Here is a 23,807-nt window from a genome sequence, read left to right as displayed (position 1 = left end):
ATAAGCCCGCAGCATCAACTACATGCTACGAGCTTATTTGGCGTCCCACTCAAGGACAGAAGGTATACTATATAAGAATACGGCAGGCCGAGCTTTGTTCACCGTATTTATTGCTTTTTTATCCGTAAAAATACCTTCTTTCAGTTAATGATACTTAAGAGCTACGCTAGTGGATGGATTTCTTCTTGAAGCGGCCACCTTTAACATCATGGATGTTACCTATTGCGATGAATGCATCAGAATCCCAATCTTCAACAATGGTTTTAAGCTTAGCTTCTTCCAGACGGGTGATAACTACAAAGATCACTTTCTTGTTCTCACCGGAAAATCCGCCTTCTCCATCTAAATAAGTAACACCACGTCCAAGACGCTCTGTCAGAGCTTCCCCGATATCGCGGAATTTATCACTGATAATCCATACTGATTTCGATTGATCCAGACCCTCAAGGGTGATGTCAATAACCTTAAATGCAATATAATAAGCAATCAGGGAGAACATCGCGTTATTCCAACCGAACACAAATCCAGCTCCGGACAAGATGAACAGGTTGAAGAACATAACTACTTCACCTACAGAGAAGGGAAGCTTCTTGGCTACCAAAATCGCAACAATTTCTGTACCGTCTAGAGATCCCCCGAAACGTACAACCAATCCAACACCTACACCTAGAATGATACCGCCAAACACGGCAGCAAGCATCGGTTCAACTGTAAAGGCCTCTACATGATGCAGCATTGAAGTGCCGATAGACATAAGTAAAATCGCATATAAGGTAGATAAGGCAAATGTCTTACCGATTTGCTTATAACCGATTAACAGGAACGGAAGGTTGAGCAGTGTCAATAATATACCCAGAGGAATGTCAAATAAATGTGATAAAATAATGGAGATACCGGTAATCCCGCCATCAATCATTTGATTAGGTACTAGGAATATCTCAAGTGCAACAGCCATCATGGCGGCCCCTACGGATAACATGATCATACGCTGCGCGAACTTAGCCATTTTATGGGCACCGGTCTTCTGCAGTTTGTTCTGCTCCTCTTTGGTAAACATTTGTGGACTCACATTCATAGAACTCCCCCTACAATTTAACAGTATAGTTTTGAAACATTCGGAAGTATAACTACAATCTATACTTTCTTACATTTCTTCTTATACAATTATTATATCACAAAATATGCTCTAATAATGAATGGAACACGTACTATCCTTCGAAAAATTCAGATTTAGTCCTCTTTCCGGTCATAACAGCGGTGATAACAACTGACATAGCCCTTCACCGAGTTTGACAATTCTCCCTCTCTCCTTAAATTTTACAGGATCAATGAATTCACTGTTCTTTTGATCCTTTTCAAACCCCGCGACTAGCTCTGCTATCGTCTCAGGATGCAGCAAAACCGCTGTCATTTCGAAATTAGAATAGAAGCTGCGCATATCCAGATTCGCACTTCCCACCGTACCCAGCAGATCATCCACAATCATGACTTTGGCATGCATAAATCCTTTGGTGTAGCGATAGAACTTCACGCCTGCATCTTGTAAATTCTCCAGATAAGACAAAGAAGCATGATAAACAAGCTTATTATCAGGCTTTGCCGGAATGATGATTCTAACATCCACTCCACGAAGGACTGCACTCTTCAAAGCACGACAAATCGCAGGGTCCGGAATAAAATACGGTGAAGTAATCCAGATCCGTTCCCTAGCAGAGCAAAAAGCGGCAAAATACATCTCCTGAGAAGCATCGATCGCAGCATCCGGTCCACTTCCTACAATCTGCACGGCCTCTTGCTCCTTGCAAGAGTGCTCAGGGAACAAACGAGGATGACTCATACCTTCACCAGAGGCCAGTCTCCAATCCTTCAGGAAGACATACTGAATATAATAAACAGAATCTCCTTCTAAACGCAGATGAGTATCGCGCCAGTAACCCATCTTGGCGTCCTTTCCTAAGTAATCATCACCGATATTCATTCCCCCCGTAAAACCAATCAATCCGTCCACCACTAGGATCTTCCGATGATTGCGGAAATTAAACCGACGATCCAGTAAAGAACTAATCGGAGGTAAAAAAAAGTGGAACTCCACCCCGGCATTTCTCAGGGTTCGAATAAACCTACGGCTTAATCGATGACTGCCCAGTCCATCACAAAGCAAACGCACCTTTACTCCCTGCCGCGCCTTTCGAATCATAACGTCCTGAAACTGTTCTCCGATCTCATCATCACGATAAATATAAAATTGCATGTGGATATGTTCTTTTGCCTCTTCCATGGCTTCCAGCATAGCGTCGTAAGCTTCTCTTGCAGTTGACAGCACTCTGCTTTTGTTATGGCCTGTAATAGGCCCTTCCGAGAGCTTTGCAAGCAAAACCAATAAACCCTCGTTATTCTCAAACTGAGCGTTTCCAGTATCCGACGCTTGTTTTACTACCTTAATCTTACCAGTGACATACGAACGGATTTCCCGGAAGAGTGAAGTACATCTTTTGTTCAATTTTCTATTCTGTCTGTAGTCACGACCTAGAAAATAATAGAATGCCAGACCGAGCGGTGGACAACAGAAGGAAATAAACAACCATGCTATAGCCCTTTGCGGGCGTCGGTACTCCAGAAATACAATCAATGCAATCTGTATGATAAAAAGAATTAGAATTATCGCGAAAATCTTCAATTCTCTACCCCCTCAATTAATAAAAACAGATGCAATAGACTCTCTGCGATGACTCTAGTACAGGTTTTGCCGTAACTCTCCTTCTTTATTCAAACAAACCGTTGTCATGTTCCTGAAAGATATGGAATACATAGAGTAGTAGGACAATTCGGATGAGCCTAATGGAAGAAAAGTCGTTAGCCTCAGGTATCGCAAGCGGCTGCCATAAGCCGCAGAAAGGAGAAGCCATGAAGAGTCAGCCAGATCATAAACGGATTACGCTGCTTGTCGTAAGGGATGCCGGACGTCCAGTCAAACAGCTCCACATCTCCAAACCGCTAGCGTTCGCCTTACCGGCAGCAGCAGCCCTGTCTATCTCCAGTCTGGTCACCTCTATGCATTTCCATGCCTCTCAGTCCATCTCACAGCTAGAAGCCGAGGCAGCCGCACTATCGCTAACCAATCTCCGCATGGAAATGAAGGTCGCCGACAAGGATAAAGATTTAACACAGCTTCGTAGCCAGGTCAGCGAACTTTCGGAAGAGGCAGATAACATTAAAGACAAGCTGAAGAGTGTAAATGCACTGGAACAGGAGCTGCAAGCATTGATTAACAAAAGCAAAGGTGCTGCTGCCGCTACAGACACGAATGAATCTCAACCGGAGAAATCCGCAACAGAAAAATCAAAAGCTGGATCGGCCACTTCAAATTCAACATTAGGTTTATCGAACCGTCTTTCTTCTCCTGTTCCTAAAGAGACTTCCTTTAAGCAGAGTACAGAAGAGAACTCATCTTCCACTTCTCTATCCGCCATAAGTTTCCGCTTTGGGGCCATCACCGCAGCCCTTCCAAAAACACTCACCCCGCAGGTTGGTGGAGAATACATCGCGGTGTATCAGAACGACGCTACGAGCTTGGTGGAAGAAACTAAGGATGACTTTGAGGAGATTCACGGGATGCTTGATGAAATGGTGGAAAGTATCACACAGACGATCACACAGGCAGAGCATGAAAATAACGTACAGGCAAATCTGCAAGCTCAAAAGGCCCGTGCAGAAAAGGCTAAACTTAACGCTGTACCGCTCTGGCCTACCGAGTCCAAAGTCATTTCTTCAAGCTTCGGCTACCGCTCAGATCCATTCAAAGGTTTGTCTGCGTTCCATTCCGGTGTCGATATTGCTGGGAACATCGGTGATCCTGTATATGCTGCCTTAGATGGCGAGGTTATTACTGCGGAACAAATGGGCGCACGCGGAAAATACATCGTGATTAAGCATTCAAATGGATTGGAAACCTGGTACATGCATTTGAACGGAATGATCGTATCTGCGGGAGACAAGGTTAGCAAAGGGCAGAAAATCGGCTTGCTTGGAAGCACTGGCCGAAGCACAGGTCCTCATCTTCATTTTCAGGTTGTGAAGCAGAATAAAACAGTCAACCCTTTGGCGTATGTCAAACCCTAAAGGGTTGCATTTAATTTCAAAATAGGAGGAATTTATAAATGTGGAACAAACGGCAGCAGCGTGTCCCCTTTAAATCTACCGATTCCCTAATTGGGCATGGAGGAACACTGGAGGGTAAGGTGCAATGTGATACAAACCTGCGGATTGAGGGTACCTTTAGCGGTGAGATTATTTGCAGTGGTGTCGTGACTGTAGGAGAAGAAGGAACAGTGCGCTCCAGTATTAAAGCGGAAGAAATCGTGATTGCCGGCAAAGTATACGGTGATGTTACGGCTGATCGCAGACTCATTATGACCGGAACCGGAGAATTGCATGGCAATATTTCAGCAGGAGCACTTAGCATTATGGAAGGCAGCCTCCTGAATGGCTCCATTGCCATGCAAGAACAGCCCACCTCTGAAAAAGCAGGTGAGCCCAAAAGTAATATGAAAAAGGACAAGGCAGCCAAGCGCTCCTCCAAAGCTCAAGGAACACTTGAAGCCGGCTAGACTTATTTCTATGAAGCAACGTCCCTTTTACGGAAGACAATCCAGGAAATGGCCAGGAATAGGATATAGTACACCGCTAATACAGCTATGGAGAAGCCAAGTGTTGAGCCCCCCGGACCCGTATCCGACAATAGGTAGCCTCTTAGATCCATATGTGTGAAGATTAAGTATTGGGCCCATTCAAACCGTTCTGGACTAAAAATAACCGTAAAAATACTCTTGGCAAACATAATAAATAAGGATAATCCAATAGCCAGCCCACTTGCGCGGAATACGCTAGATACCATGAAAGCCAGAGCAGCAGTCAGGAAAAGCTCAATGTAACGACATAGGAGATCTAGGAAGGAATATTCCGCTGGACTCCAAGCCGTAATGGATGACATCGTATCTCCCGAAGATGAGGAGAAGATTAACGAAGCACCAAACCCAAAAGCAATCAATACTGCGGTGCTAAGCAAACTGAATAACACCATGGAAATATATTTCGAGAGCAGGATCTTGGAGCGACTCCACGGGCGAATCAGCAGCAGCTTAATGGTTCCCCAGGTAAATTCGCCCGCTACGGAGTCAGAAGCCACTACAACGGTAAAGATTGTATTCAAGAAGAACGCAATACTCACCGTCATCTGAAAGTTGTCCCAAAGCCCCATAAGCGATGAATCGCCTTCGCTTGTGAAATAAATAAGCGCAGGAAGCAGCACGCTCATCACTGCAAGAATAAGCAGCATAATCCATGTGCGGACACGGCTGTATATTTTGATATTCTCATTATGTATGAGAGCTGTAAACTCACCCAATTCCTTCACCTCCTGTAACCTCTAAGAATTGATCCTCCAGCGTACGGGCAAGGGTTCTGATGTTATACACCTTAATCCCACCTGCCACTAGCTTGGCATTTAATTCTGCAATCTCCTCACGCTCTGCCTCAAGCACAAGTCCCCCACTCTTAAATACTCCACGTCCAATGAGGGCTAACGCAGCCTCAGCATTATCAACCTCGAACAAGGTTTCTCCCAGAGGCATTACAGTATTGCCTACCCCTTTCAGCTGCTTCACATCCACCAGTCGTCCATTTTGGATAATCGCAACGCTGTCACACATGAGCTCCATCTCGGAAAGTAAATGACTGGAGACGAATACAGTTGTTCCTTCTTCCTGACATAAACGGCGTAAATAGTCTCGGAGCTCGCGTATCCCTTGTGGGTCCAGCCCGTTGGTTGGCTCATCTAGAATCAGCAGCTTGGGTCTGTGCAGCAGTGCTTGAGCCACTCCCAGCCTCTGACGCATACCTAGCGAATAGGTCTTAACTTTGTCATGAATTCTTTGACCTAGTCCGACTAGCTCGACAACCTCATCTATCCGTTGCTTTGTTACCCCTGGCACCATCCGTGCATATTGGCGCAGATTCTGATAACCGGTGAGGAACTTGTACATCTCTGGATTTTCTACAATGGCCCCTATATTTGCGATAGCCTCTTCAAAATGGTTTTTAATACTACGGCCACAGATCAAGATGTCTCCACGACTAATGGAAATCAATCCTACCATCATCCGTATTGTAGTAGTCTTACCTGCTCCGTTGGGTCCCAAAAAACCGAAGATTTGTCCAGGCGGGATGTCCAGCGTTAAATCGCTCACCAGCGTTTTCGAGCCGATTTTTTTGGTGACTCCCTGCAGGCGGGCAACAGGCTCCATCAATATTTCTGTATTCGACATAGTCTCACTTCCTTTCATCTATAACCTAGTTTACCACATATACCCTTTTTTCCGAAAATCACTAGAGGATAAGAGTCTGCCAGTAAAAAAAGGAACCTGACTTCTCCGGTATTAGGAAGAGTCAGGTCCCCTTATTCATTTAGTTCCTATTTCATTCAAGTACAACAGTTTAACCGCCAACACGGGCAAGCTCGCGCATATTTGCTTCAAATGCAGCCATCAACGCAGCTTCTCCGGTCAATCCGGTTTGTTCTACCTTGCGAATTTGCTCCATCATCCGTTTGTAATCCTTCGGAATGACACGAACGAAGTTCGGCAAGCTATCTGCCCACTGATTCAGTACCCGTGCGCCAGCCGCACTACCTGTAAGCTCGGTATGGCGGATAATCAGCTCACGCAGCTCTTCGATCTCCTCAGACTCTTCCACTCTCTCGAGCAGTACCATTTCGAGATTGCAGCGGCCGATGAAGGTTCTATCTGGGTCGTAGACATAAGCGATACCGCCTGACATCCCTGCCGCAAAGTTACGGCCAGTTTCACCAAGGACAACCACTCGGCCTCCAGTCATGTATTCACAGCCGTGGTCACCCACGCCTTCTACAACAACCTTCGCTCCGGAGTTACGGACGGCAAAACGTTCACCAGCGATACCGTTAATATAAGCTTCTCCACCTGTTGCACCGTAGAATGCAGTATTTCCGATAATGATATTGTCCTCAGCAGCAAAGGTAGCTTTCGGAGATGGCTTGATAATAATCTTACCACCCGACAATCCTTTACCTACATAGTCATTGGAATCTCCTTCCACCGTAAGCGTGATTCCCTTAGGCACGAATGCACCCAAGCTTTGACCAGCAGAACCGGTGAAATGAAGCCGAATCGTATCATCAGGCAAACCTGCGGCCCCATACTTGCGGGTCAGCTCGCTGCCAAGGATAGTTCCGACGGCACGATTAACGTTCGTGATTGGCAGTGATGCCTCAACAGCCGTACCTGATTCCAGTGCAGGTGCTGCCAGGTCGAGCAGCTGCGAAACATCCAGTGTCTCTTCCAGACCGTGATTCTGGTATTTACTGCGGAAGCGTGTGCTTCCTTCCGGTAATTCCGGTGTATGCAGCAGGCTGCTCAAATCTATGCCTTTCTTCTTCCAATGCTTCGACGCCTGAGTTGCGTCTAGACAATCGGTACGGCCTACCATCTCTTCAATTGTACGGAAGCCGAGACTTGCCATAATTTCACGTAGATCCTGTGCCACGAAGGTCATAAAGTTAACTACATGCTGCGGATCACCGGTAAAATTCTTACGAAGATCCGGATTCTGTGTAGCTACACCAACCGGACAAGTATCCATTTGGCAGACACGCATCATAATACAGCCAACAGATACTAGCGGAGCAGTGGCAAAACCATACTCTTCGGCCCCAAGCAATACAGCTACAGCCAAATCGCGGCCGCTTAGCATTTTACCATCTGTTTCCAGAACTACACGGTCACGCAGATTGTTGAGCATCAATGTCTGATGGGTTTCAGCCAAGCCAAGCTCCCACGGAAGACCCGCATGACGAATGGAGTTCATCGGCGATGCCCCTGTACCTCCATCATAGCCACTAACCAAGATAATATCAGCGCGCCCTTTGGCTACACCCGCAGCAATCGTACCCACTCCAACTTCCGATACGAGCTTAACATTAATGTTTGCACGTGGATTTGCATTTTTCAGATCATAGATCAGCTCTGCCAAATCCTCGATAGAGTAAATATCATGATGCGGTGGAGGTGAGATCAGACCCACACCTGCTGTTGAGCCACGTACTTCAGCGACCCAAGGATAAACTTTACGTCCCGGAAGCTGTCCACCTTCCCCTGGTTTAGCGCCCTGAGCCATTTTAATCTGGATCTCATCAGCGTTAACTAGGTAGTTCGAGGTAACACCAAAACGTCCAGAAGCTACTTGTTTAATCGCACTGCGACGTGAATCACCATTGCTATCCGGAATATAGCGGGCTGGATCTTCGCCGCCTTCACCTGTATTACTCTTGCCACCGATCCGGTTCATCGCAATGGCCAATGTCTCATGTGCTTCCTTACTAATGGAACCAAAAGACATTGCACCCGTCTTAAACCGTTTCATAATGGATGATGCCGGTTCTACTTCTTCCAGTGGAATCGGTTCATAGGCTGACTTGAATTGCAACAAGGAACGAAGCGTCAATTGCTTCTCGCTTTCTCCTTGAACAAGGGCAGCATATTTCTTGTACATATCATAATTCCCGCTACGCACAGAGTGCTGAAGCAGATGAATCGTCTGTGGATTGAATAGATGCTCTTCCCCATCATTACGCCATTGATAATCGCCACCGGAGTCAAGCACCTTATCATTTCCGTCTTTTTCTGTAAAAGCACGGTTATGATGGATAAGCGCCTCAGTTGCCACTTCCTCCAAGCCAATACCGCCAATCCGGGAAGGTGTCCAAGTAAAGTAACGATCCACGAACTCAGAGTTCAGACCCACAGCTTCAAAAATCTGCGCACCGCGGTAAGATTGAATCGTCGAAATTCCCATTTTGGAAAGAATCTTAACTACGCTCTTAGTCGCAGCTTTAATATAGTTCTTCACTGCTTTTTCATGCGAGATTCCCCGCAATAAACCTTGACCGATCATGTCATCCAAGCTTTCAAAAGCCAGATAAGGATTTACTGCACTCACACCATAACCGAGCAGCAACGCATAATGATGGACTTCACGTGGTTCACCGGATTCCAGCAAAATACTAACTTTCGTCCGTGTTCCTTGGCGGATCAAATGGTGATGCAGACTCGATACCGCAAGCAGAGCTGGAATCGCAGCATTCTCACTGTCCACACCGCGGTCAGTCAGAATCAGAATGTTATGCCCTTTAGCCATAACACGGTCAGCAGCCTCGTTCATGCGCTCAAGCGCGATGCGTAATCCTTCTGCCCCAAGCTCAGCCGGGAAAAGAATTGGAATAGACATCGATTTGAAGCCTGCACGGCGAACATGGCGAATCTTAGCAAAATCTTCGTTCGAAAGAATTGGCGTTTGCAGCGAGATCTGGCGGCAGCTTTCCGGTTCCGGTTTAAGCAAATTACGCTCTGGTCCAATCGTAGTCGTTGTGGATGTAACCAGCTCTTCACGAATGGCATCGATGGGTGGATTCGTTACCTGAGCAAACATTTGTTTGAAATAGTTATAGAGACGTTGCGGGCGGTCCGAAAATACGGCGAGTGGAGCATCATAACCCATGGAACCGACAGCTTCAGCACCAGTAGATGCCATTGGCTCAAGCACCTTGCGCAAGTCTTCAAAAGTATAGCCGAAAGCCTGCTGTAGCTGTTGTACATTGTCATGCTTAGGATTTGGCAATTCAGGTGCATCCGGAAGCTCATCAAGACTGATCAAATGCTCATCCAGCCACTGGCGATAAGGCTTCTCAGAGGCGATAGCCGATTTAACTTCCTCATCAGAGATAATGCGGCCTTCCTTCGTATCCACGAGCAGCATGCGGCCAGGTTTCAGGCGGTCTTTATATAAGATGTCCTCTGCTGGAATGTCCAGTACACCGGCTTCTGAGGATAAAATAATCATATCGTCTTTCGTTACATAATAACGAGCAGGACGCAGGCCGTTACGGTCCAGAATAGCGCCGATTTGTATCCCATCGGTAAAGCCCATTGCAGCAGGCCCGTCCCATGGCTCCATTAGAGTACTGTGGTATTCATAAAATGCTTTTTTATCAGCATCCATACTATCATGATTGCTCCATGGTTCAGGAACCATCATCATGGCTACCTGTGGCAGGGAGCGTCCGCTCAAATAGAGAAACTCAAAGGTGTTATCGAACATTGCAGTGTCCGATCCATCCGGGTTAATAACAGGCTTGATCTTGTTCAGATCTTCACCAAACACTTCGCTCTTAAACAATGACTGGCGCGCATGCATCCAGTTCACATTACCACGCAAGGTGTTGATCTCACCGTTGTGGATCATAAAGCGGTAGGGATGCGCACGTTCCCAGCTTGGGAAGGTGTTCGTGCTGAAACGGGAGTGAACTAACGCGATCGCTGATTCCAGCTCTTCGTTCTGCAAATCCAGGTAGAATTGTCCGACTTGTTCTGTAGTCAGCATGCCTTTGTATACAATCTTACGGCACGACAAGCTTGGAATATAGAAGGATTCATCCTCTTCTGCACCACCGTAACGAATGGCAAGCTCTGCACGTTTGCGGATTACATAAAGCTTACGTTCAAAAGACAACTCATTCGTGACCGAAGCCGAGCGGCCGATAAATACTTGACGCACAAAAGGCTTAGCAGCTTTCGCTGTCTTGCCAAGCATTTCATCATAGGTAGGCACATCACGATAGCCGAGTACTATTTGACCTTCTTCAGCAATAATATTGCTTAAGAGAGCTTCATGCTGCGCCCGAACTTCTTCGTTATGAGATAAAAAGATCATGCCCACGCCATAATGGCCTTGTTCCGGCAAAGCAAAGCCTAGCTTCTGAGCTTCGCTTGCAAAGAAACGGTGCGGAATTTGAAGCATGATACCTGCTCCGTCACCAGAGTTGGGTTCGCTACCTTGGCCTCCCCGATGCTCCATATTAAAGAGCATTGTCAAAGCATTACTTACGATATTGTGAGACGGTGTGCCTTTAATATGAGCTACAAATCCCATGCCGCAAGCATCTTTTTCGAACTGGGGATCATACAGGCCCTGTTTTACGGGCAGTTCAGTGTGTTTCATCGAACGCAACCTTTCTATTATAAAGTATGCAATGTGTTAGGAAAATTTTTCACATGAAAATCTTAATAATTATTCAATCCAGATTAGTGCTATTATTTTATCACCGAGGTATCATCAGCGCAATTTAAACTTTTTTATGATGCTGATTAACAATTGTTTTTGCATCACAGCTTTAGCGAGTAAAAGTTTAAAAAAACTTCATGTTGCATAATTATACATAAATAACGCATAAGTGCATATGCAATGAAAGCGTTACAAGATTTTTCACTCCTTCTAATATGTTTGCAAGAAAAAGGGTTTTTATGATTTTAAATCAAAAAAAGCGTCTCCCAGAGGAGACGCTTTTTTATACTTTTTTTTCAAAAAATTTATCAGTTTATACAGTCAAAACTTGTTCACTATTCACTCCAACTTCATTCTCACGGCTACGTGTCATGAAGTAAGCGAAGGTAAGAGCAAGGAATCCAAGACCAAAGATTGCCAGGATACCTACATCTCCCCACATTGCACTGAAATCACCTGTAGAAATTACTGCTTTGAGACCACTAACTGTGTAAGTCATTGGAAGCAGTGGATTAAAGAATTTCATCCAGTCAGGGATCAATTCAAGTGGGAATGTTCCGGCACTAGTTGTTAATTGGAAAATCAGAATAACGATAACAACGAAACGTCCCGGTTGATCCATCCAAGTAACAATCGCTTGAACTACCCATGTGTAAACTAAGCTTGTTAAGAATGTAAATACGAAGAATAGCGGTTTACTTTGTACTTCCAGTCCAAGTCCGTACAATACAACCACAGCAGCCAGCATAGACTGGATGAAGCTCATGATTGTGAAGGTAAGCGTACGGCTGATGAAACGGTTCATACGGCTAGCACCAAGGACAGCCGAATCACGCATTGGAATAACAATTGTTGAAATCAAAGCACCTACAAACAATCCAAGGGATAGGAAGTAAGGAGCAAAACCTGTACCATAGTTCGGAACATGATTCACAACTTTATCCTCAACCACAACTGGTTGTGCGAACATTTCCATCATTGCATCTGTTTTGTTCACACTGCCTGTTTTTTCAGCAGCATCGCCAAGCTTAGTTGCCAGTTCTGTTGATCCAGATTTCAGATCATCCATACCATCTTTCAGCTCGCCTGCGCCATCAGCCAGTTTTTTCGAACCATCTGCTACCGCACTGATACCGGAACCTAGTTCGCCTACACCGCTAAGCAGTTTTGAGGTACCATCACCAAGTGCTTTACCGCCTTCAGCCAGCTTGCTGCCTCCAGCTGCAGCTTCTTTAAGCTTCGCACCAAATTGTTGCATTCCTGCATTCAGCTTATCGCCACCAGTTACAAGTGCAGATGCGCCTTGTGCCAGTTTTTGTTGTCCTGTCAACAGCTGTGTGCTACCAGCATTTAATTGCTTTGCTCCATCATGCAACTGAGTTACACCAGCAGCTACCTGCTGTGAACCCGAGTGCAGTTGAGTTGCACCTTGTGCCAGTTGCTCTTGCCCACTATGGAGTGCAGTAGCACCCTGTGCCAGCTGCTCTTGGCTTTGTTGCAGTTGCTCACTGCCTTGTGCCACGGCTGCACTAGCTGCCAGCAGCTTCTGTACCGCTGGATTTTGTGCCAGCTCAGGACTAGCCTGTGCCAATTGCTCCAATCCTTGAGCTACCGCTTTAGCACCCTCAGTTACCTTCGTGCTGCCTGCGGCGGAAGCTTGCAAACCCGCTTCCAGTTTCGCGCTGCCATCTACGGAAGAAGTTAAGCCCGCTTCCAGCTTCGCGCTGCCATCAACTAAAGATTGTGTTCCTGCTTGTAGTTTAGAAGTACCATCCACAGCAGACTGTGTTCCCGCCTGAAGCTGTGTAGCACCTGTTACAGCTTGTTTCAAGCCGTCACTAAGCTGTTTACTGCCGGCAGAACTTTGTGCAACACCGTCTTGAAGTTGCGTATGTGCAGTAGACAATTGTTGCAATCCGCTTGCCAACGTGGTTGATCCTGTTTTAAGCGCCGTAGCACCTGCATTCAAATCAGTCACACCTTGTGTAAGGGGTTCTACACCATTTTGAAGTTTACCTGTACCATCTGTCAGTACAAGTAGATTATCTTTCAGCTTCAAGGCTCCGTCATCTAGCTTACCAGCGCCATCAGCGATCTTGGAAGCACCATCTCCGGCTTCGCCCAATCCATCAGATACTTCTGTAATCTGATTGAATACAGACTCAACATAAGCTTCTGTTACTTTAGCAGATACTTTATTTTTAATTTCTGCTACAGCCGTACCACCGATCTGACCAGCCAAGAAGTTATAACCTTCATTTGGCTCATAAATAATTTTTGCCGGCTGTGGTTCATCATCCATAAGAGTAGTAGCTTTAGCAGAAAAGTCTTCCGGAACAATGATCGACATATAATAAGTATTGTCCTTCATTCCTGCTTCCGCTTCTTCAAGGGAAACGAAGTTCCACTGGAAGCCGTCGGTTACCTTCAACTCTTCTATAAGATCATTACCGGCTTGTAGTTGCTTGCCTTCATAATTAGCGCCGACATCCTGGTTGACCACAGCAACCGGAAGTTCATTCATCTTGCCATACGGATCCCAGAATGCCTTCAGGAAGAATCCGCTGTACATCACCGGAATAAATAGGATAGCAATCATCGGAATCAGCACCTTCGGATTTCTAAGGGCTGCTCCAAGATCCTTGGTAAATACGGATAATGATTTCATTCTGGTTCTCTCCTTATGAGCTTATGCTCTCTTTAAAATGCTTTGTTTGCGAAATATTACGTAACACTAAGTGACTGTTTTCCCCATTCGGTCAATTCAGGGTATAAAAAAATGCCTTGCGGCTCTTCTTCAATGCCTAATCATCTTGAGAATTGTTAAGGGAAAGCGAATCGAGTGATGCTGAGAACGCCATCCCTATCCTGAATCAACCCTTACTGTGCCAATCCTTCGGCGAGAAACAAATGAAAATACATCTTGATCTGTTCCTTGTCCAAGGGAGTATGTGTTTTATTCAGTTCAGCAGTCAATACAATATATAATCTGAACATGACTACCGAGACGATTTTGGGATCGCAAGGTTTGATTTCTCCCTGTTGGAGCGCTTGTTGCACCTCCCGTTCTAAATATTCTAAAACTACGTTCTCGATCTTCTCGAGTCCTTCTCCAGCCTGCGGCGTACCGAATTCGCGATTCTCCTGGGAAAGTTTTATGAATAGCTCCTGCTCACTTCGAAACTCAAGCAGAGCATCCAGCACACGATGCAAGTTATCAAAGAAAGGTCTGTCTCGCCTGATCTCCCGTTCAGCTATCGTCTTCATTTCCATCATCATATCGCGCAGGATCTCGTCAAACAATTGCTCTTTGTTTGTAAAAAAGGTGTAGATGGTTCCCTTACCGACATTTGCAATCTTAGCAACCTGATCCATTGTAGTTGCCTTATAGCCAAATAATGAAAAAGATTTCGCTGCGGCCTGAAGCACCTGCTGTCTTCGATCCACCACTGCCACCTGTGCACACTTCCTTTCTCCAGAAAATATCGTTCCCGCTGACTTCTGACCATTTTACTAATCCGGTCAATTGGTCATTCACTACTTTATCATGTTGTTTTCTAGTTTGCAATACTTTGGGCGAACCTTTTATTTTTTTATTTATTGCAGGGTTTTAACTTTCTATTTACGTCTTACTTGTATAATGTGAGTATAGTATAGATTTCCTAGTATAATTAGAAGAAGGAAAGCATCTCTATAGAAAAGGAAAGTAGCAGGTGAACTTATGCGAAAGAAAAGAGTACTGCTGTTTTCGGAAGGCTTCGGTACGGGCCACACAGGAGCAGCCTATGCTCTGGCCGAAGGAATAAAGCTGCTGAATCCGGATGTCCAGTGCCGAGTCATCGAGCTGGGGAAATTTCTTAACCCGACGGTCGCCCCTTGGATTCTTTCCGCTTACCGCAAAACAGTTAGCAGCCAGCCTAAGCTGGTCGGCATGATGTATAAGACACAATATCATAAATCATTGAACCCGTTGACTAAAATGGCGCTTCACCGGATTTTTTATACACATGCTTCACAGGTGATCGAACAGCTAAAGCCTGATTTGATTATCTGCACTCATCCCATTCCGGCTGCGGTCATTTCCAGACTAAAGCGTCGTGGATTAAATGTGCCTCTGTATACATTAATTACAGATTATGATGCACATGGGAGCTGGGTAAATTCCGAGGTCAATCGTTATCTCGTATCTACCCCACGTGTCAAATCCATTCTGACAGGCCGTGGGATCGCTCCAGAGCTAGTAACCGTGACTGGCATCCCAGTGCATCCAAAGTTCTGGGAACGCTCCAACAAGACGCCGCTGCGCAAGGAACTGGGATTGGCTGATATCCCAACCGTACTCATTATGGGTGGAGGTTGGGGGTTAATGTTCGGCAAAGAGATTATGCATTCCCTCACCGCCAGAATGGATGATATTCAGCTCGTCTTCTGTATGGGCAGTAATGAGAAGCTAATCGCCAAAATGAAGTCCAATCCACTGCTCAATCATCCCAATGTTAAAATTCTGGGATATAGCAGTGAAATCAATAAATTGATGGATGCCTCAGACCTGCTGATCACGAAGCCTGGAGGGATGACCTGCACAGAAGGTCAGGCCAAAGGAATTCCGATGCTTTTCTATAAAGCTATTCCAGGTCAGGAAGAGAAAAACTGCCAATATTTCGTAGAGCTTGGGCTGGCAGAGGTGCTCGACTCGGAAGTAGTGAACAAATGGTTCACTATGATGCTTCGTGAATATTCAGTTCTGGAAGAGCAACGCAGACGACGTCTCGCTCCAGATAAACATCAACCGCAAAGCTGTGCGACTACTGTTCTGAAGATGTTAGGTAACCCCGTAAGCGAAGCAACTGAACTCAGAGGCTCTAGAGCGCAAGCACGTAATGAAGAACCTGTATGTATTACACCTTAAAGAATAAGCAGGTAGTCAGGGAATTTCCCCCGGCTACCTGCTTTTTTTAATATAAATCGGATTGGTTTAAATTTCTACACTCTCACCAGCTTTAAGTGGGAAACCTTCCACTCCCTCTTGGTGCAGGCGATCGCAGAAATCAGCACCATCCTGAGCAATATCCGGAAATGTATTGTAATGTAGCGGGATCACCTTATCCGCCCGCAGCCAGCGTGCGGCCAGCAAGGCGTCATCCGGTCCCATGGTAAGCATATCGCCTATAGGCAGAGCTGCCAGGGCAATCGCATTCCTTTCTCCAATGAGGCGCAGATCACTGAATAGCGCGGTATCCCCCGCATGGAAAATCGTCTTGCCCTCAATCGTCAATAAAATCCCCGCGGGTTGTCCAGCATAAATCCAAGAGTCGCCCTCCTGAATGGATGAGGAATGAAATGCCTGCGTAAATTTCACAGTCATCCCGGCATAGGTATGACTACCACCTATATTCATGTGCTTTACCTGTGCACCCTTCATCCGGCAATATTCGGCAAGCTCAAACACCGCAAAGATCGGACAATCATTCTGTTTGGCAATTTCGACAGCATCTCCAAAATGGTCAGAGTGGCCGTGAGTAAGCAGAACGGCATCAACGGAAATATCGGCAGGTGAAATACCGGAGTTCGGATTGCCTGACAAAAAAGGGTCAATAATAACCTTCACGTTCCCCGTCTCTACCAGCAGAGCTGAATGTCCATAATAAGTGATTTTCATGGTTATCTTCCACCTCCAGATTCATATAGTTTAGTTTACCCTATATAGCGCTGAGGTTCACAGATCCACCAAATTTATTTATAAAAAGTATGATTGCCAATGGTTTTAACATAAGTCTGTGTATGATGTACGGTCAGATCCTGTGCAAGTTTTAGCGACAAGAAAAAGTAAGTATTATCGGGAACTTCCTTTACTCCGGAGAGTGCAGCATTCACCGCTTTAATACTATCATCGTTAGGCTTCACACGGTTAAGACGCCCGTTAGCTACAGGGCTGAACTGGCTCTTCTGATAAATAACCTTATATATCGTGTCGGGGAAATTGGCTGACCGCAGCCTATTCAGAACAACGTTGGCAACTGCCACCTTGCCCTTGTACGGTTCACCTTCCGCCTCTGCCATTACAATTTTTTGTAGCAGAAGCAGTTCTTCTTCGGATACAGCGTAGCGCCGGGTTGCTTTACTTTGCTGCTCCTGGCTTAATAGCTCTGTCCGAGAGAAGTACAATGTTGTGAGGGGATGTTTCTGAGAAGCCGAGACTGTCTTCGCTGTCGCCTGACTACTCTTTGTTGCTGTTTCCGCCAATTGCGACGCTTTTTGCGCAGCTGGCTTGGATTGTACTACATCAGCCTTCACCCGAATAATGGAAACGTTCGATGTGTTTTTTGTGTTTTTTTGTTTTAATTTTTTTACACTAAGCCATTCCACACCCTTCGCCGGTTTCCAAGCGGAACTTAAAAGACTGAATGTGTTATTAAGCTTATTGGCTTGTGTAACTTCAGTAATGCCCCTCGTAATGCTACTCGTTATACTAGACTTCGATTCATCTTGCAAAAGAGAAAGTACGGATGCACGGCTAGTGGATTGCAACTTATCCATCTGCACCCTGTCCACCTTCCCTTCTGCAACTTGTTCGGGTTGCAATAAGCTTATGGCAGAGAAACACACTAGTATAACGCCAACGAGCAACGCAATATAGCGGTTTTGTTTAAAAATTAACATGATATTCCTCCTATTTCACGGCACATTCCTATTGTATGTAACCGAAAACGGAAGCTTTGAAAACTTTATTATCGATTTTAAACTGTAAACTTTTCAATAATTTCATACATAGGAATGGCATACATTCTGGTAGCATACAACACAAAACTATCAATCGTCCAGTCTCTCTGATAGTTTTTTAGGTTCCAATCGTCATCCAATTTCAGTAAATTTTCCAGCAATTTATCATCATATGAATTTTTTCCCCGGTACTTTCGAGCCACAGTAAGATGCGGTTTATAGGCCCTGGATTCGCCTGAAAAACCTAGTGGAAACGTCGCTGAATGCACTCTGGCAGCTAATTGATTTAATGCCTCTATTTCGCCGGAAACCCCTATCCACAGGACTCTTGGGGAAGCTGGAAGACCAAATGTGTCCCATTTGTCCAAAAAGAGATTGAAGGGTCTGCCTTGCCCCGCAGTCTTCCTCAAGGATTTCACTAAATCTGGAATTTTGGCCTTTGGGGTATCTCCTAAAAATTGCAGGGTAATATGATAATCTTGCGGATTTGTCCATTTAGCAAAATCAAAATTTTCAGATAGCTTTGAACATGCCTGCGCCACTATTTCTTGCAGCTCAGAAGGTAATTTCACAGCTAAAAAAAGCCGTTCTGATTCGTTCTCTGATGCTTTAGCATCCATGGTCAATTTCACCTTCTCCAATAGATTTGGTATTCTTAACCTATAACATGATCCATATCCATTAAACCACAAAGTAGGAGGAACACATCATGACTAAGTCTATAGTATGTCTACAACCACTTACATCTCAGCAGCAGGAAAGGATCAAAGCGGCTGCCCCAGGCTATACATTTACACAAGGAGACGCAAAAAATCCGGATTTGCAGCTGCTTGCAGAAGCAGAAATTGTAATTGGCTGGGCAAAAGGTATTTCGGATACACTCCTTCGCCCCGAGTCCTCCCTTCGCTGGGTTCAGTCCTGGTCTGCTGGTATTGAGAAGCTTCCCCTCGATCGTCTTAAGCAACAAGGAATCCTGCTCACCAGTGGGAGCGGGGTTCATGCCGAACCTATTTCTGCGGTAATCTTCGGGTTCATACTTCTCTTCACCCGTAATTTGCATACAGCTGTACGCAATCAGCAGAAACGTATTTGGAAATCTGATGGCAGTGAAAGCGAGCTGTTCGGTAAAACAGCCGTAATAGCTGGAACTGGAGCGATCGGCAGTGAAACCGCCAGAATTGCTAAAGCCTTCCGGATGAAGACTATCGGTGTCAGCCGTTCCGGTAAGCCAGTCGCAGACTTTGATCAAATCTATACAACAGATCGTTTATCCGAAGCTGTAAGTCAAGGAGATTTCATCATCAATACCCTTCCTATTACCGATGAGACCAAGCATTTATTTAATGCCACCAGCTTCTCCGCGTTTAAAGAAGGCTCCTATTACATTAACATTGGCCGGGGCGCAACTACCGATACAGAGGCGCTGATCGATGCATTGAATCGCGGACAACTCCGTGGCGCTGGGTTGGATGTTTTTGAGACCGAACCCCTTCCGCAGGATCATCCGCTTTGGTCTATGGAGCAGGTTATTATCACTCCACACTCCGCTGGAATTACAGATCAATACGCTGACCGGATCGTTAATATTTTTACCGAAAATGTGAAGTCTTACTTATCATCAGGCACACCTTCTCTAAATCTTGTTGATTATGACCGGCAATATTAATAATAAGCTTTACAAAACAGGAACATCTGTTCTATAATAAGAAAATCCAAAGTTATCCATAAAGAGAGGGTTAGTGCAATGAAGGTCACGGTCACAGAATTTAACGAACAATGGAGTCTAATGTTCAACGAAGAAGCTCAGAAGATTAAAGATATCTTTGCTGATGCCCTCGTTGATATTCACCACATTGGCAGCACTTCTGTTTCCGGACTCAAAGCGAAACCAATCATAGATATAATGCCAGTAGTACGAAATATCGAAGCTGTAGATGAGTTCAACCAGCAAATGACAGCACTTGGTTATGAATGTATGGGTGAGTTCGGTATCAGTGGCAGAAGATATTTCAGAAAAGGCGGAAATAGCAGAACCCATCATGTTCATGTCTTCCAAATGGATAATAAGATAGATATCGGTCGTCATCTGGCTGTAAGAGACTACCTTCGATCATATCCGGAGGCGGTTAAACAGTACGGAGATTTAAAAGATACTCTTGCCAAACAATTCCCAGAGGATATTGGAGCTTATATAGACGGGAAAGAAGAATTTGTGGTTAATCTTGAAAAAACTGCATATGAGTGGTATTTAAATCAATAATCCTTATAAAAATAGCCCCTGCTGTTCATTTAGATCATCCTAAATGAACAGCAGGGACTACTTGTCTAAGAGCCTCTAATCCAAATCATAAATCGAGCCGACTTTCAGTCCGTACAGCTCATTATATATTTTCTCTGCAAAAGCATCAGTCATCCCTGCGATATAATCAATCACCATATGCTCCCAAGTCCAAATCGGCTTTGCCTGCTTCTGATCTTTCTCAAAGCGCTGCAGCCAATCCGATGGAATAATGGCTTTAGAGGTCTGTGGATCCAGAAATGCTCCCCATAGTCGGCGCAAAATCCACTCACTACGTTTCTGCAGCCGCTGCACACGCAAATCACGGATCATAGTGACCCATGCGAAGCTTTTCAACACACTGACGGTCCGCAGCATATCTTCATCTTCTTTTCCTTCCTTTATAAAGGTGACCTTCTTCCAGTCTCCATCTTGGATCACTCCCAAGCTTGCGACAAAGGTACTTACCCAATAAGCCTTAACTTCACGTCGAGTGCGGGAATAGTCGTTTTCACAGGTTGGCATTTTTTCCTTCCAAACCCGAAGAAATGAACTGAGCACTTCCTCGACCTTCGCGCGAATGCCTTCCTCTTCCCAGCCCTTCCAGAAGAAATCCTCGAGCGTGGTGATTTTCTCCACGATTAACCGTTGGATATAAGAATCATGCATAAAGTGTTCATGCACTTCAATCTTTCCGGCTTTAATCCCATCCTCCAGATCATGTGCAGAATAAGCGATATCGTCACAAAGGTCCATAAGCTGAGCCTCCAACGTTTTCTTACCTGCTGGTATTCCCCACTCTTTGCGGATCTCCGAAATATATCCCCATTCGTGCAGGTACATCCCCTTCTTCAGCGAGGTGCCGGGAAAAGGATACTTATTTATGCCTAGCAGCACAGCATCCGACAGATTTAGGCCATCAATATTTTCACGCTTCTCCAGAAACATAATCAGCCGATAATTGTGGGCATTGCCTTCGAAATGCTCATAACGTTGCTTCATCTGCTCATGGATCAGCAGCCGATCCACACCCGTTGCGCCTGATTGCAGCGCAGCCTCGTTAGTTTTCTTTTCAATAAGCTGTTCCAAAATATTATCCAGCACTTCTTCCCCTTTATGTCCAAAAGGAGGATGGCCAAAATCATGAGCGATAGCTGCGCATTCCACTACCTCTGGATCGATAACAAGACCCGGATTCTCCGCCTTAGTGGTTTCCACTTCTGGATACGATCGCAGTAGACTTTTCGCCGCCTCACGAGCAATCTGCGCAACTTCAAGTGAGTGAGTCAGACGCGTACGGTAATAATCACCCGTCCCTGCTCCGAATACTTGTGATTTACCTTGTAGCCTACGAAAAGTAGGCGAATGAATCAGGCGTGAATAATCACGCTCATAAGCAGCTCTCGACGTTTCAAGGCGGGTAATCTCCGGATATTGCCGGTGTTCTCTTTTTTCAATAAGTGTCATATTCCCACCCCTAACCAAATGTCTGTATATAGTACTTCATTATAAGGCATTTTCATAACTATTTTCACATCAAAATACAAAAGCTAATTTAATTATAAACGGGCATGTCGATAACTATGTAATCATCAGAAGCCAAAATGAATCTCATAACCTGTACATGAAGGTATAGTAGAAAGAAGAAAGAGCACGAAAAAAGACTGGTTGTCTTTACAAAACTTAAACTATGAATATACCGACCCCCAAAAGGAGCACTCTAAAATAAAAAAAACAGGTGAAATGATGAAAACTCGCAGCAAAATTATGATGATCACCCTTACACTCTTTTTATGCTTCACGAACTCTGCTCTAGGCAGTCCAAGCAAAAACCGCGACTACTACGAAAAAAGAGGAGACATGATTTGGGAAGTACATACTAACCAAAAAGTGATTGCATTGACGTTCGATGACGGTCCTGACCCTACTGAAACCGATCAAATCTTAAAGGTATTGAATCAATACCATGCGAAATGCACCTTTTTTGCGATAGGAAAAAGAATTGCAGCCTATCCAGAGGTAGCGAAACGAGTGATTGCTGAGGGGCATGAATTAGCTAACCATACCTACAATCACGTTTATTTTAAAAGACCTATTAATGAAGCCCAATTTGAGCAGGAGCTAAAATTGACCGAAGAAGAGATTATAAAAGTCTCCGGTAAACATAGTTCACTGTTCAGACCACCAGGCGGCATGTATGACGAGACTTTAGTAGATCTGTCTAACAATATGGGCTTGAAGCCAATATTATGGTCCTGGCATCAAGATACACGTGACTGGAATCGCCCAGGGGTATACAGTATTTCGAACAAGGTCATTCGAAATGCACGAAATGGAGACATCGTTCTGTTTCATGATCATGTGCACGGGCAGTCACAAACTAGAGAAGCGCTTAAAATTATTTTGCCCGAATTAGAAAAGAAAGGCTTTCGATTTGTCACTGTCTCTGAGTTGATCAAATTATCCAGTACACAGCAGGCTGGGAAACAACAATAGCCTAATTGCACAGGACTTCAAAATAGGGTAGTCTTGTCCTAATATGAAGTTCTGGAGGCTTTTGTGATGTCCGATAATACATCCTATACGACAGAGGAAATTGCCCGCTTATTAAAAATATCAAAATTAAAAGTATATGATCTAATTAAAAAAGGGGAGCTCCCCTCCTACCGTGTAGGAAAACAAATGCGCGTGGATCAATCCGATTTGGAGGCCTACAAACAAAATACACGGAGTGGGGTGTCTACCGCTAACCCTACTACTATAATGGGCCAGACTCCACCAGCAATCCCCTTGGCCTTTTCCGGTACAAATCCAGCTCAAATGCCAGCACAATCTCCTCACCTTAAAGCTGTAGGACACAGCTTGGTGATTACAGGTCAGGATATGTCACTGGATATTCTAGCTACCTATTTAGAACGGGCTCTGCCTACTGAACGTCCTCTTCGTTCTTATGCCGGGAGTCTAGACAGCCTGATTGCCATGTATAAAGGGGAATCGGACATTGTCAGCACACATTTACTCGACGGGGATACTGGAGAATACAACCTACCCTATATCCGTAAAATACTCGTCGGATGTTCTTATGTTGTAGTTCGCCTGCTAACCCGAAGTGCTGGTTTATACGTACAAAAAGGGAATCCCAGAGGTATTCAGGAATGGTCTCACTTAGAGCAGGATGGACTCACGCTGATCAATAGAGAACGAGGCTCAGGTGCACGCGTATTATTGGATGAACAGCTTCGATTGCATGGCATTCCAGCAGCCAGCCTATCAGGCTATAAGAACGAGGAGAACAGCCATTTGGCAGTTGCCGGTAAAGTGGCCCGGGGAGAAGCTGATGTAGCTATCGGCACTGAGAAAGCCGCCAAGATTGTCGACGGCGTTGATTTTATTCCTATGATTCAGGAGTGCTACGACCTGGTGATGATTAAAAAACCGGAGCATGAGCAATGGATCGCTGCCGTGATTGAGATTTTGCGTTCACCAGCCTTCCAGAATGAGCTTAGATCCATTCACGGATATGATCTCACGGAAACTGGGACGATTATTTATGAGACTTAATGGTCGCAGACAGAAGAAGGAAGCAATCTGCAGAAGCGTTTAACTGCATTTCGTACAACTATATTTCTTTGAACAACTCGCAAATTAGATATAACTG

General features: G+C 45.1%; 18 protein-coding genes. 7 read left to right on the top strand and 11 right to left on the bottom strand.

Annotation, left to right across the window (positions count from 1 at the left end):
* Window positions 1-166 precede the first annotated feature (166 nt).
* Together MHI25_RS05340 and cls are read right to left on the bottom strand one after the other, a co-directional pair.
* The gene (locus MHI25_RS05340) at window positions 167-1,006 is read right to left on the bottom strand and encodes a YitT family protein (RefSeq protein WP_248547977.1); all 840 of its coding nucleotides are present in this window, start codon (window positions 1,004-1,006) and stop codon (window positions 167-169) included.
* 240 nt (window positions 1,007-1,246) lie between these two features.
* Entirely contained in the window at window positions 1,247-2,677 is a 1,431-nt protein-coding gene (cls, locus tag MHI25_RS05335; protein ID WP_076129238.1) for a cardiolipin synthase, read from the bottom strand.
* Window positions 2,678-2,838: 161 nt separating this feature from the next.
* On the opposite strand from cls, the gene MHI25_RS05330 reads away from it, so the two are divergent.
* Both MHI25_RS05330 and MHI25_RS05325 read left to right on the top strand, forming a co-directional pair.
* Window positions 2,839-4,119, top strand: a complete 1,281-nt coding sequence (locus MHI25_RS05330) for a M23 family metallopeptidase (protein ID WP_076185051.1) — start codon at window positions 2,839-2,841, stop codon at window positions 4,117-4,119.
* Between the two features lie 38 nt (window positions 4,120-4,157).
* Window positions 4,158-4,607, top strand: coding sequence for a polymer-forming cytoskeletal protein (locus MHI25_RS05325; protein WP_038568928.1), 450 nt, complete (start codon window positions 4,158-4,160; stop codon window positions 4,605-4,607).
* Between the two features lie 8 nt (window positions 4,608-4,615).
* Here MHI25_RS05325 and MHI25_RS05320 read toward each other — a convergent pair whose 3' ends face one another.
* From MHI25_RS05320 to MHI25_RS05300, 5 genes are all read right to left on the bottom strand, one after another.
* A complete protein-coding gene (locus tag MHI25_RS05320) occupies window positions 4,616-5,404 on the bottom strand; it encodes an ABC transporter permease (protein WP_076185050.1) in 789 nt (262 codons plus the stop codon).
* The gene (locus MHI25_RS05315) at window positions 5,397-6,323 is read right to left on the bottom strand and encodes an ABC transporter ATP-binding protein (RefSeq protein ID WP_232061156.1); all 927 of its coding nucleotides are present in this window, start codon (window positions 6,321-6,323) and stop codon (window positions 5,397-5,399) included. Before MHI25_RS05315 ends, MHI25_RS05320 begins: the two co-directional genes overlap by 8 nt.
* A 169-nt stretch (window positions 6,324-6,492) precedes the next feature.
* Window positions 6,493-11,088, bottom strand: a complete 4,596-nt coding sequence (gene gltB, locus MHI25_RS05310) for a glutamate synthase large subunit (protein ID WP_076302844.1) — start codon at window positions 11,086-11,088, stop codon at window positions 6,493-6,495.
* A 376-nt stretch (window positions 11,089-11,464) separates the two neighbouring features.
* Window positions 11,465-13,819 (bottom strand): YhgE/Pip domain-containing protein, encoded by a 2,355-nt coding sequence (locus MHI25_RS05305; RefSeq protein WP_339171710.1) that lies wholly within the window; start codon window positions 13,817-13,819, stop codon window positions 11,465-11,467.
* A gap of 212 nt (window positions 13,820-14,031) precedes the next feature.
* Entirely contained in the window at window positions 14,032-14,607 is a 576-nt protein-coding gene (locus tag MHI25_RS05300) for a TetR/AcrR family transcriptional regulator (protein ID WP_076129243.1), read from the bottom strand.
* Between the two features lie 265 nt (window positions 14,608-14,872).
* Between MHI25_RS05300 and MHI25_RS05295 the strand changes: the two genes are divergently transcribed.
* A complete protein-coding gene (locus tag MHI25_RS05295) occupies window positions 14,873-16,060 on the top strand; it encodes a glycosyltransferase (protein ID WP_076304997.1) in 1,188 nt (395 codons plus the stop codon).
* Between the two features lie 66 nt (window positions 16,061-16,126).
* Here MHI25_RS05295 and MHI25_RS05290 read toward each other — a convergent pair whose 3' ends face one another.
* The 3 genes from MHI25_RS05290 to thpR form a co-directional block, all read right to left on the bottom strand.
* Complete coding sequence (locus MHI25_RS05290) at window positions 16,127-16,810, bottom strand: metal-dependent hydrolase (protein WP_076304996.1); 684 nt, start codon at window positions 16,808-16,810, stop codon at window positions 16,127-16,129.
* Window positions 16,811-16,884: 74 nt separating this feature from the next.
* The gene (locus MHI25_RS05285) at window positions 16,885-17,811 is read right to left on the bottom strand and encodes a cell wall hydrolase (protein WP_076185046.1); all 927 of its coding nucleotides are present in this window, start codon (window positions 17,809-17,811) and stop codon (window positions 16,885-16,887) included.
* A gap of 77 nt (window positions 17,812-17,888) precedes the next feature.
* A complete protein-coding gene (gene thpR, locus MHI25_RS05280; RefSeq protein ID WP_340395086.1) occupies window positions 17,889-18,491 on the bottom strand; it encodes an RNA 2',3'-cyclic phosphodiesterase in 603 nt (200 codons plus the stop codon).
* Window positions 18,492-18,580: 89 nt separating this feature from the next.
* Here thpR and MHI25_RS05275 point away from each other — a divergent pair, with 89 nt between their 5' ends.
* On the top strand, window positions 18,581-19,537 hold the full coding sequence (locus tag MHI25_RS05275) for a D-2-hydroxyacid dehydrogenase (RefSeq protein WP_076304995.1): 957 nt from the start codon (window positions 18,581-18,583) through the stop codon (window positions 19,535-19,537).
* A 78-nt stretch (window positions 19,538-19,615) separates the two neighbouring features.
* Complete coding sequence (locus MHI25_RS05270) at window positions 19,616-20,131, top strand: GrpB family protein (RefSeq protein WP_076279904.1); 516 nt, start codon at window positions 19,616-19,618, stop codon at window positions 20,129-20,131.
* 75 nt (window positions 20,132-20,206) lie between these two features.
* On the opposite strand, the gene dgt is transcribed toward MHI25_RS05270, so the two are convergent.
* Window positions 20,207-21,616, bottom strand: coding sequence for a dGTP triphosphohydrolase (gene dgt / locus MHI25_RS05265; protein ID WP_038568916.1), 1,410 nt, complete (start codon window positions 21,614-21,616; stop codon window positions 20,207-20,209).
* A gap of 279 nt (window positions 21,617-21,895) precedes the next feature.
* On the opposite strand from dgt, the gene MHI25_RS05260 reads away from it, so the two are divergent.
* Together MHI25_RS05260 and MHI25_RS05255 are read left to right on the top strand one after the other, a co-directional pair.
* A complete protein-coding gene (locus MHI25_RS05260; protein WP_076129284.1) occupies window positions 21,896-22,645 on the top strand; it encodes a polysaccharide deacetylase family protein in 750 nt (249 codons plus the stop codon).
* A gap of 66 nt (window positions 22,646-22,711) precedes the next feature.
* Window positions 22,712-23,710 (top strand): helix-turn-helix transcriptional regulator, encoded by a 999-nt coding sequence (locus MHI25_RS05255; RefSeq protein WP_076304994.1) that lies wholly within the window; start codon window positions 22,712-22,714, stop codon window positions 23,708-23,710.
* Window positions 23,711-23,807: the final 97 nt, after the last annotated feature.

Source organism: Paenibacillus sp. FSL E2-0177 (assembly GCF_037992975.1).
In the GTDB taxonomy this organism is placed as follows: domain Bacteria; phylum Bacillota; class Bacilli; order Paenibacillales; family Paenibacillaceae; genus Paenibacillus_AQ; species Paenibacillus_AQ odorifer.
The sequence above is the reverse complement of the archived record's forward strand: the minus strand, read 5'-3'. Positions and strand labels throughout refer to the sequence as shown.

Bases quoted from the DNA above. Each gene is read 5' to 3' on its own strand.
- MHI25_RS05340 (WP_248547977.1), bottom strand. From the start codon at position 1,006: ATGGCTAAGTTCGCGCAGCGTATGATCATGTTATCCGTAGGGGCCGCC.
- MHI25_RS05275 (WP_076304995.1), top strand. From the start codon at position 18,581: ATGACTAAGTCTATAGTATGTCTACAACCACTTACATCTCAGCAGCAG.
- MHI25_RS05325 (WP_038568928.1), top strand. From the start codon at position 4,158: ATGTGGAACAAACGGCAGCAGCGTGTCCCCTTTAAATCTACCGATTCC.
- MHI25_RS05295 (WP_076304997.1), top strand. From the start codon at position 14,873: ATGCGAAAGAAAAGAGTACTGCTGTTTTCGGAAGGCTTCGGTACGGGC.
- thpR (WP_340395086.1), bottom strand. From the start codon at position 18,491: ATGGATGCTAAAGCATCAGAGAACGAATCAGAACGGCTTTTTTTAGCT.
- gltB (WP_076302844.1), bottom strand. From the start codon at position 11,088: ATGAAACACACTGAACTGCCCGTAAAACAGGGCCTGTATGATCCCCAG.
- MHI25_RS05260 (WP_076129284.1), top strand. From the start codon at position 21,896: ATGAAAACTCGCAGCAAAATTATGATGATCACCCTTACACTCTTTTTA.
- MHI25_RS05315 (WP_232061156.1), bottom strand. From the start codon at position 6,323: ATGTCGAATACAGAAATATTGATGGAGCCTGTTGCCCGCCTGCAGGGA.
- MHI25_RS05270 (WP_076279904.1), top strand. From the start codon at position 19,616: ATGAAGGTCACGGTCACAGAATTTAACGAACAATGGAGTCTAATGTTC.
- MHI25_RS05255 (WP_076304994.1), top strand. From the start codon at position 22,712: ATGTCCGATAATACATCCTATACGACAGAGGAAATTGCCCGCTTATTA.
- MHI25_RS05285 (WP_076185046.1), bottom strand. From the start codon at position 17,811: ATGTTAATTTTTAAACAAAACCGCTATATTGCGTTGCTCGTTGGCGTT.
- dgt (WP_038568916.1), bottom strand. From the start codon at position 21,616: ATGACACTTATTGAAAAAAGAGAACACCGGCAATATCCGGAGATTACC.
- MHI25_RS05290 (WP_076304996.1), bottom strand. From the start codon at position 16,810: ATGAAAATCACTTATTATGGACATTCAGCTCTGCTGGTAGAGACGGGG.
- MHI25_RS05305 (WP_339171710.1), bottom strand. From the start codon at position 13,819: ATGAAATCATTATCCGTATTTACCAAGGATCTTGGAGCAGCCCTTAGA.
- MHI25_RS05330 (WP_076185051.1), top strand. From the start codon at position 2,839: ATGGAAGAAAAGTCGTTAGCCTCAGGTATCGCAAGCGGCTGCCATAAG.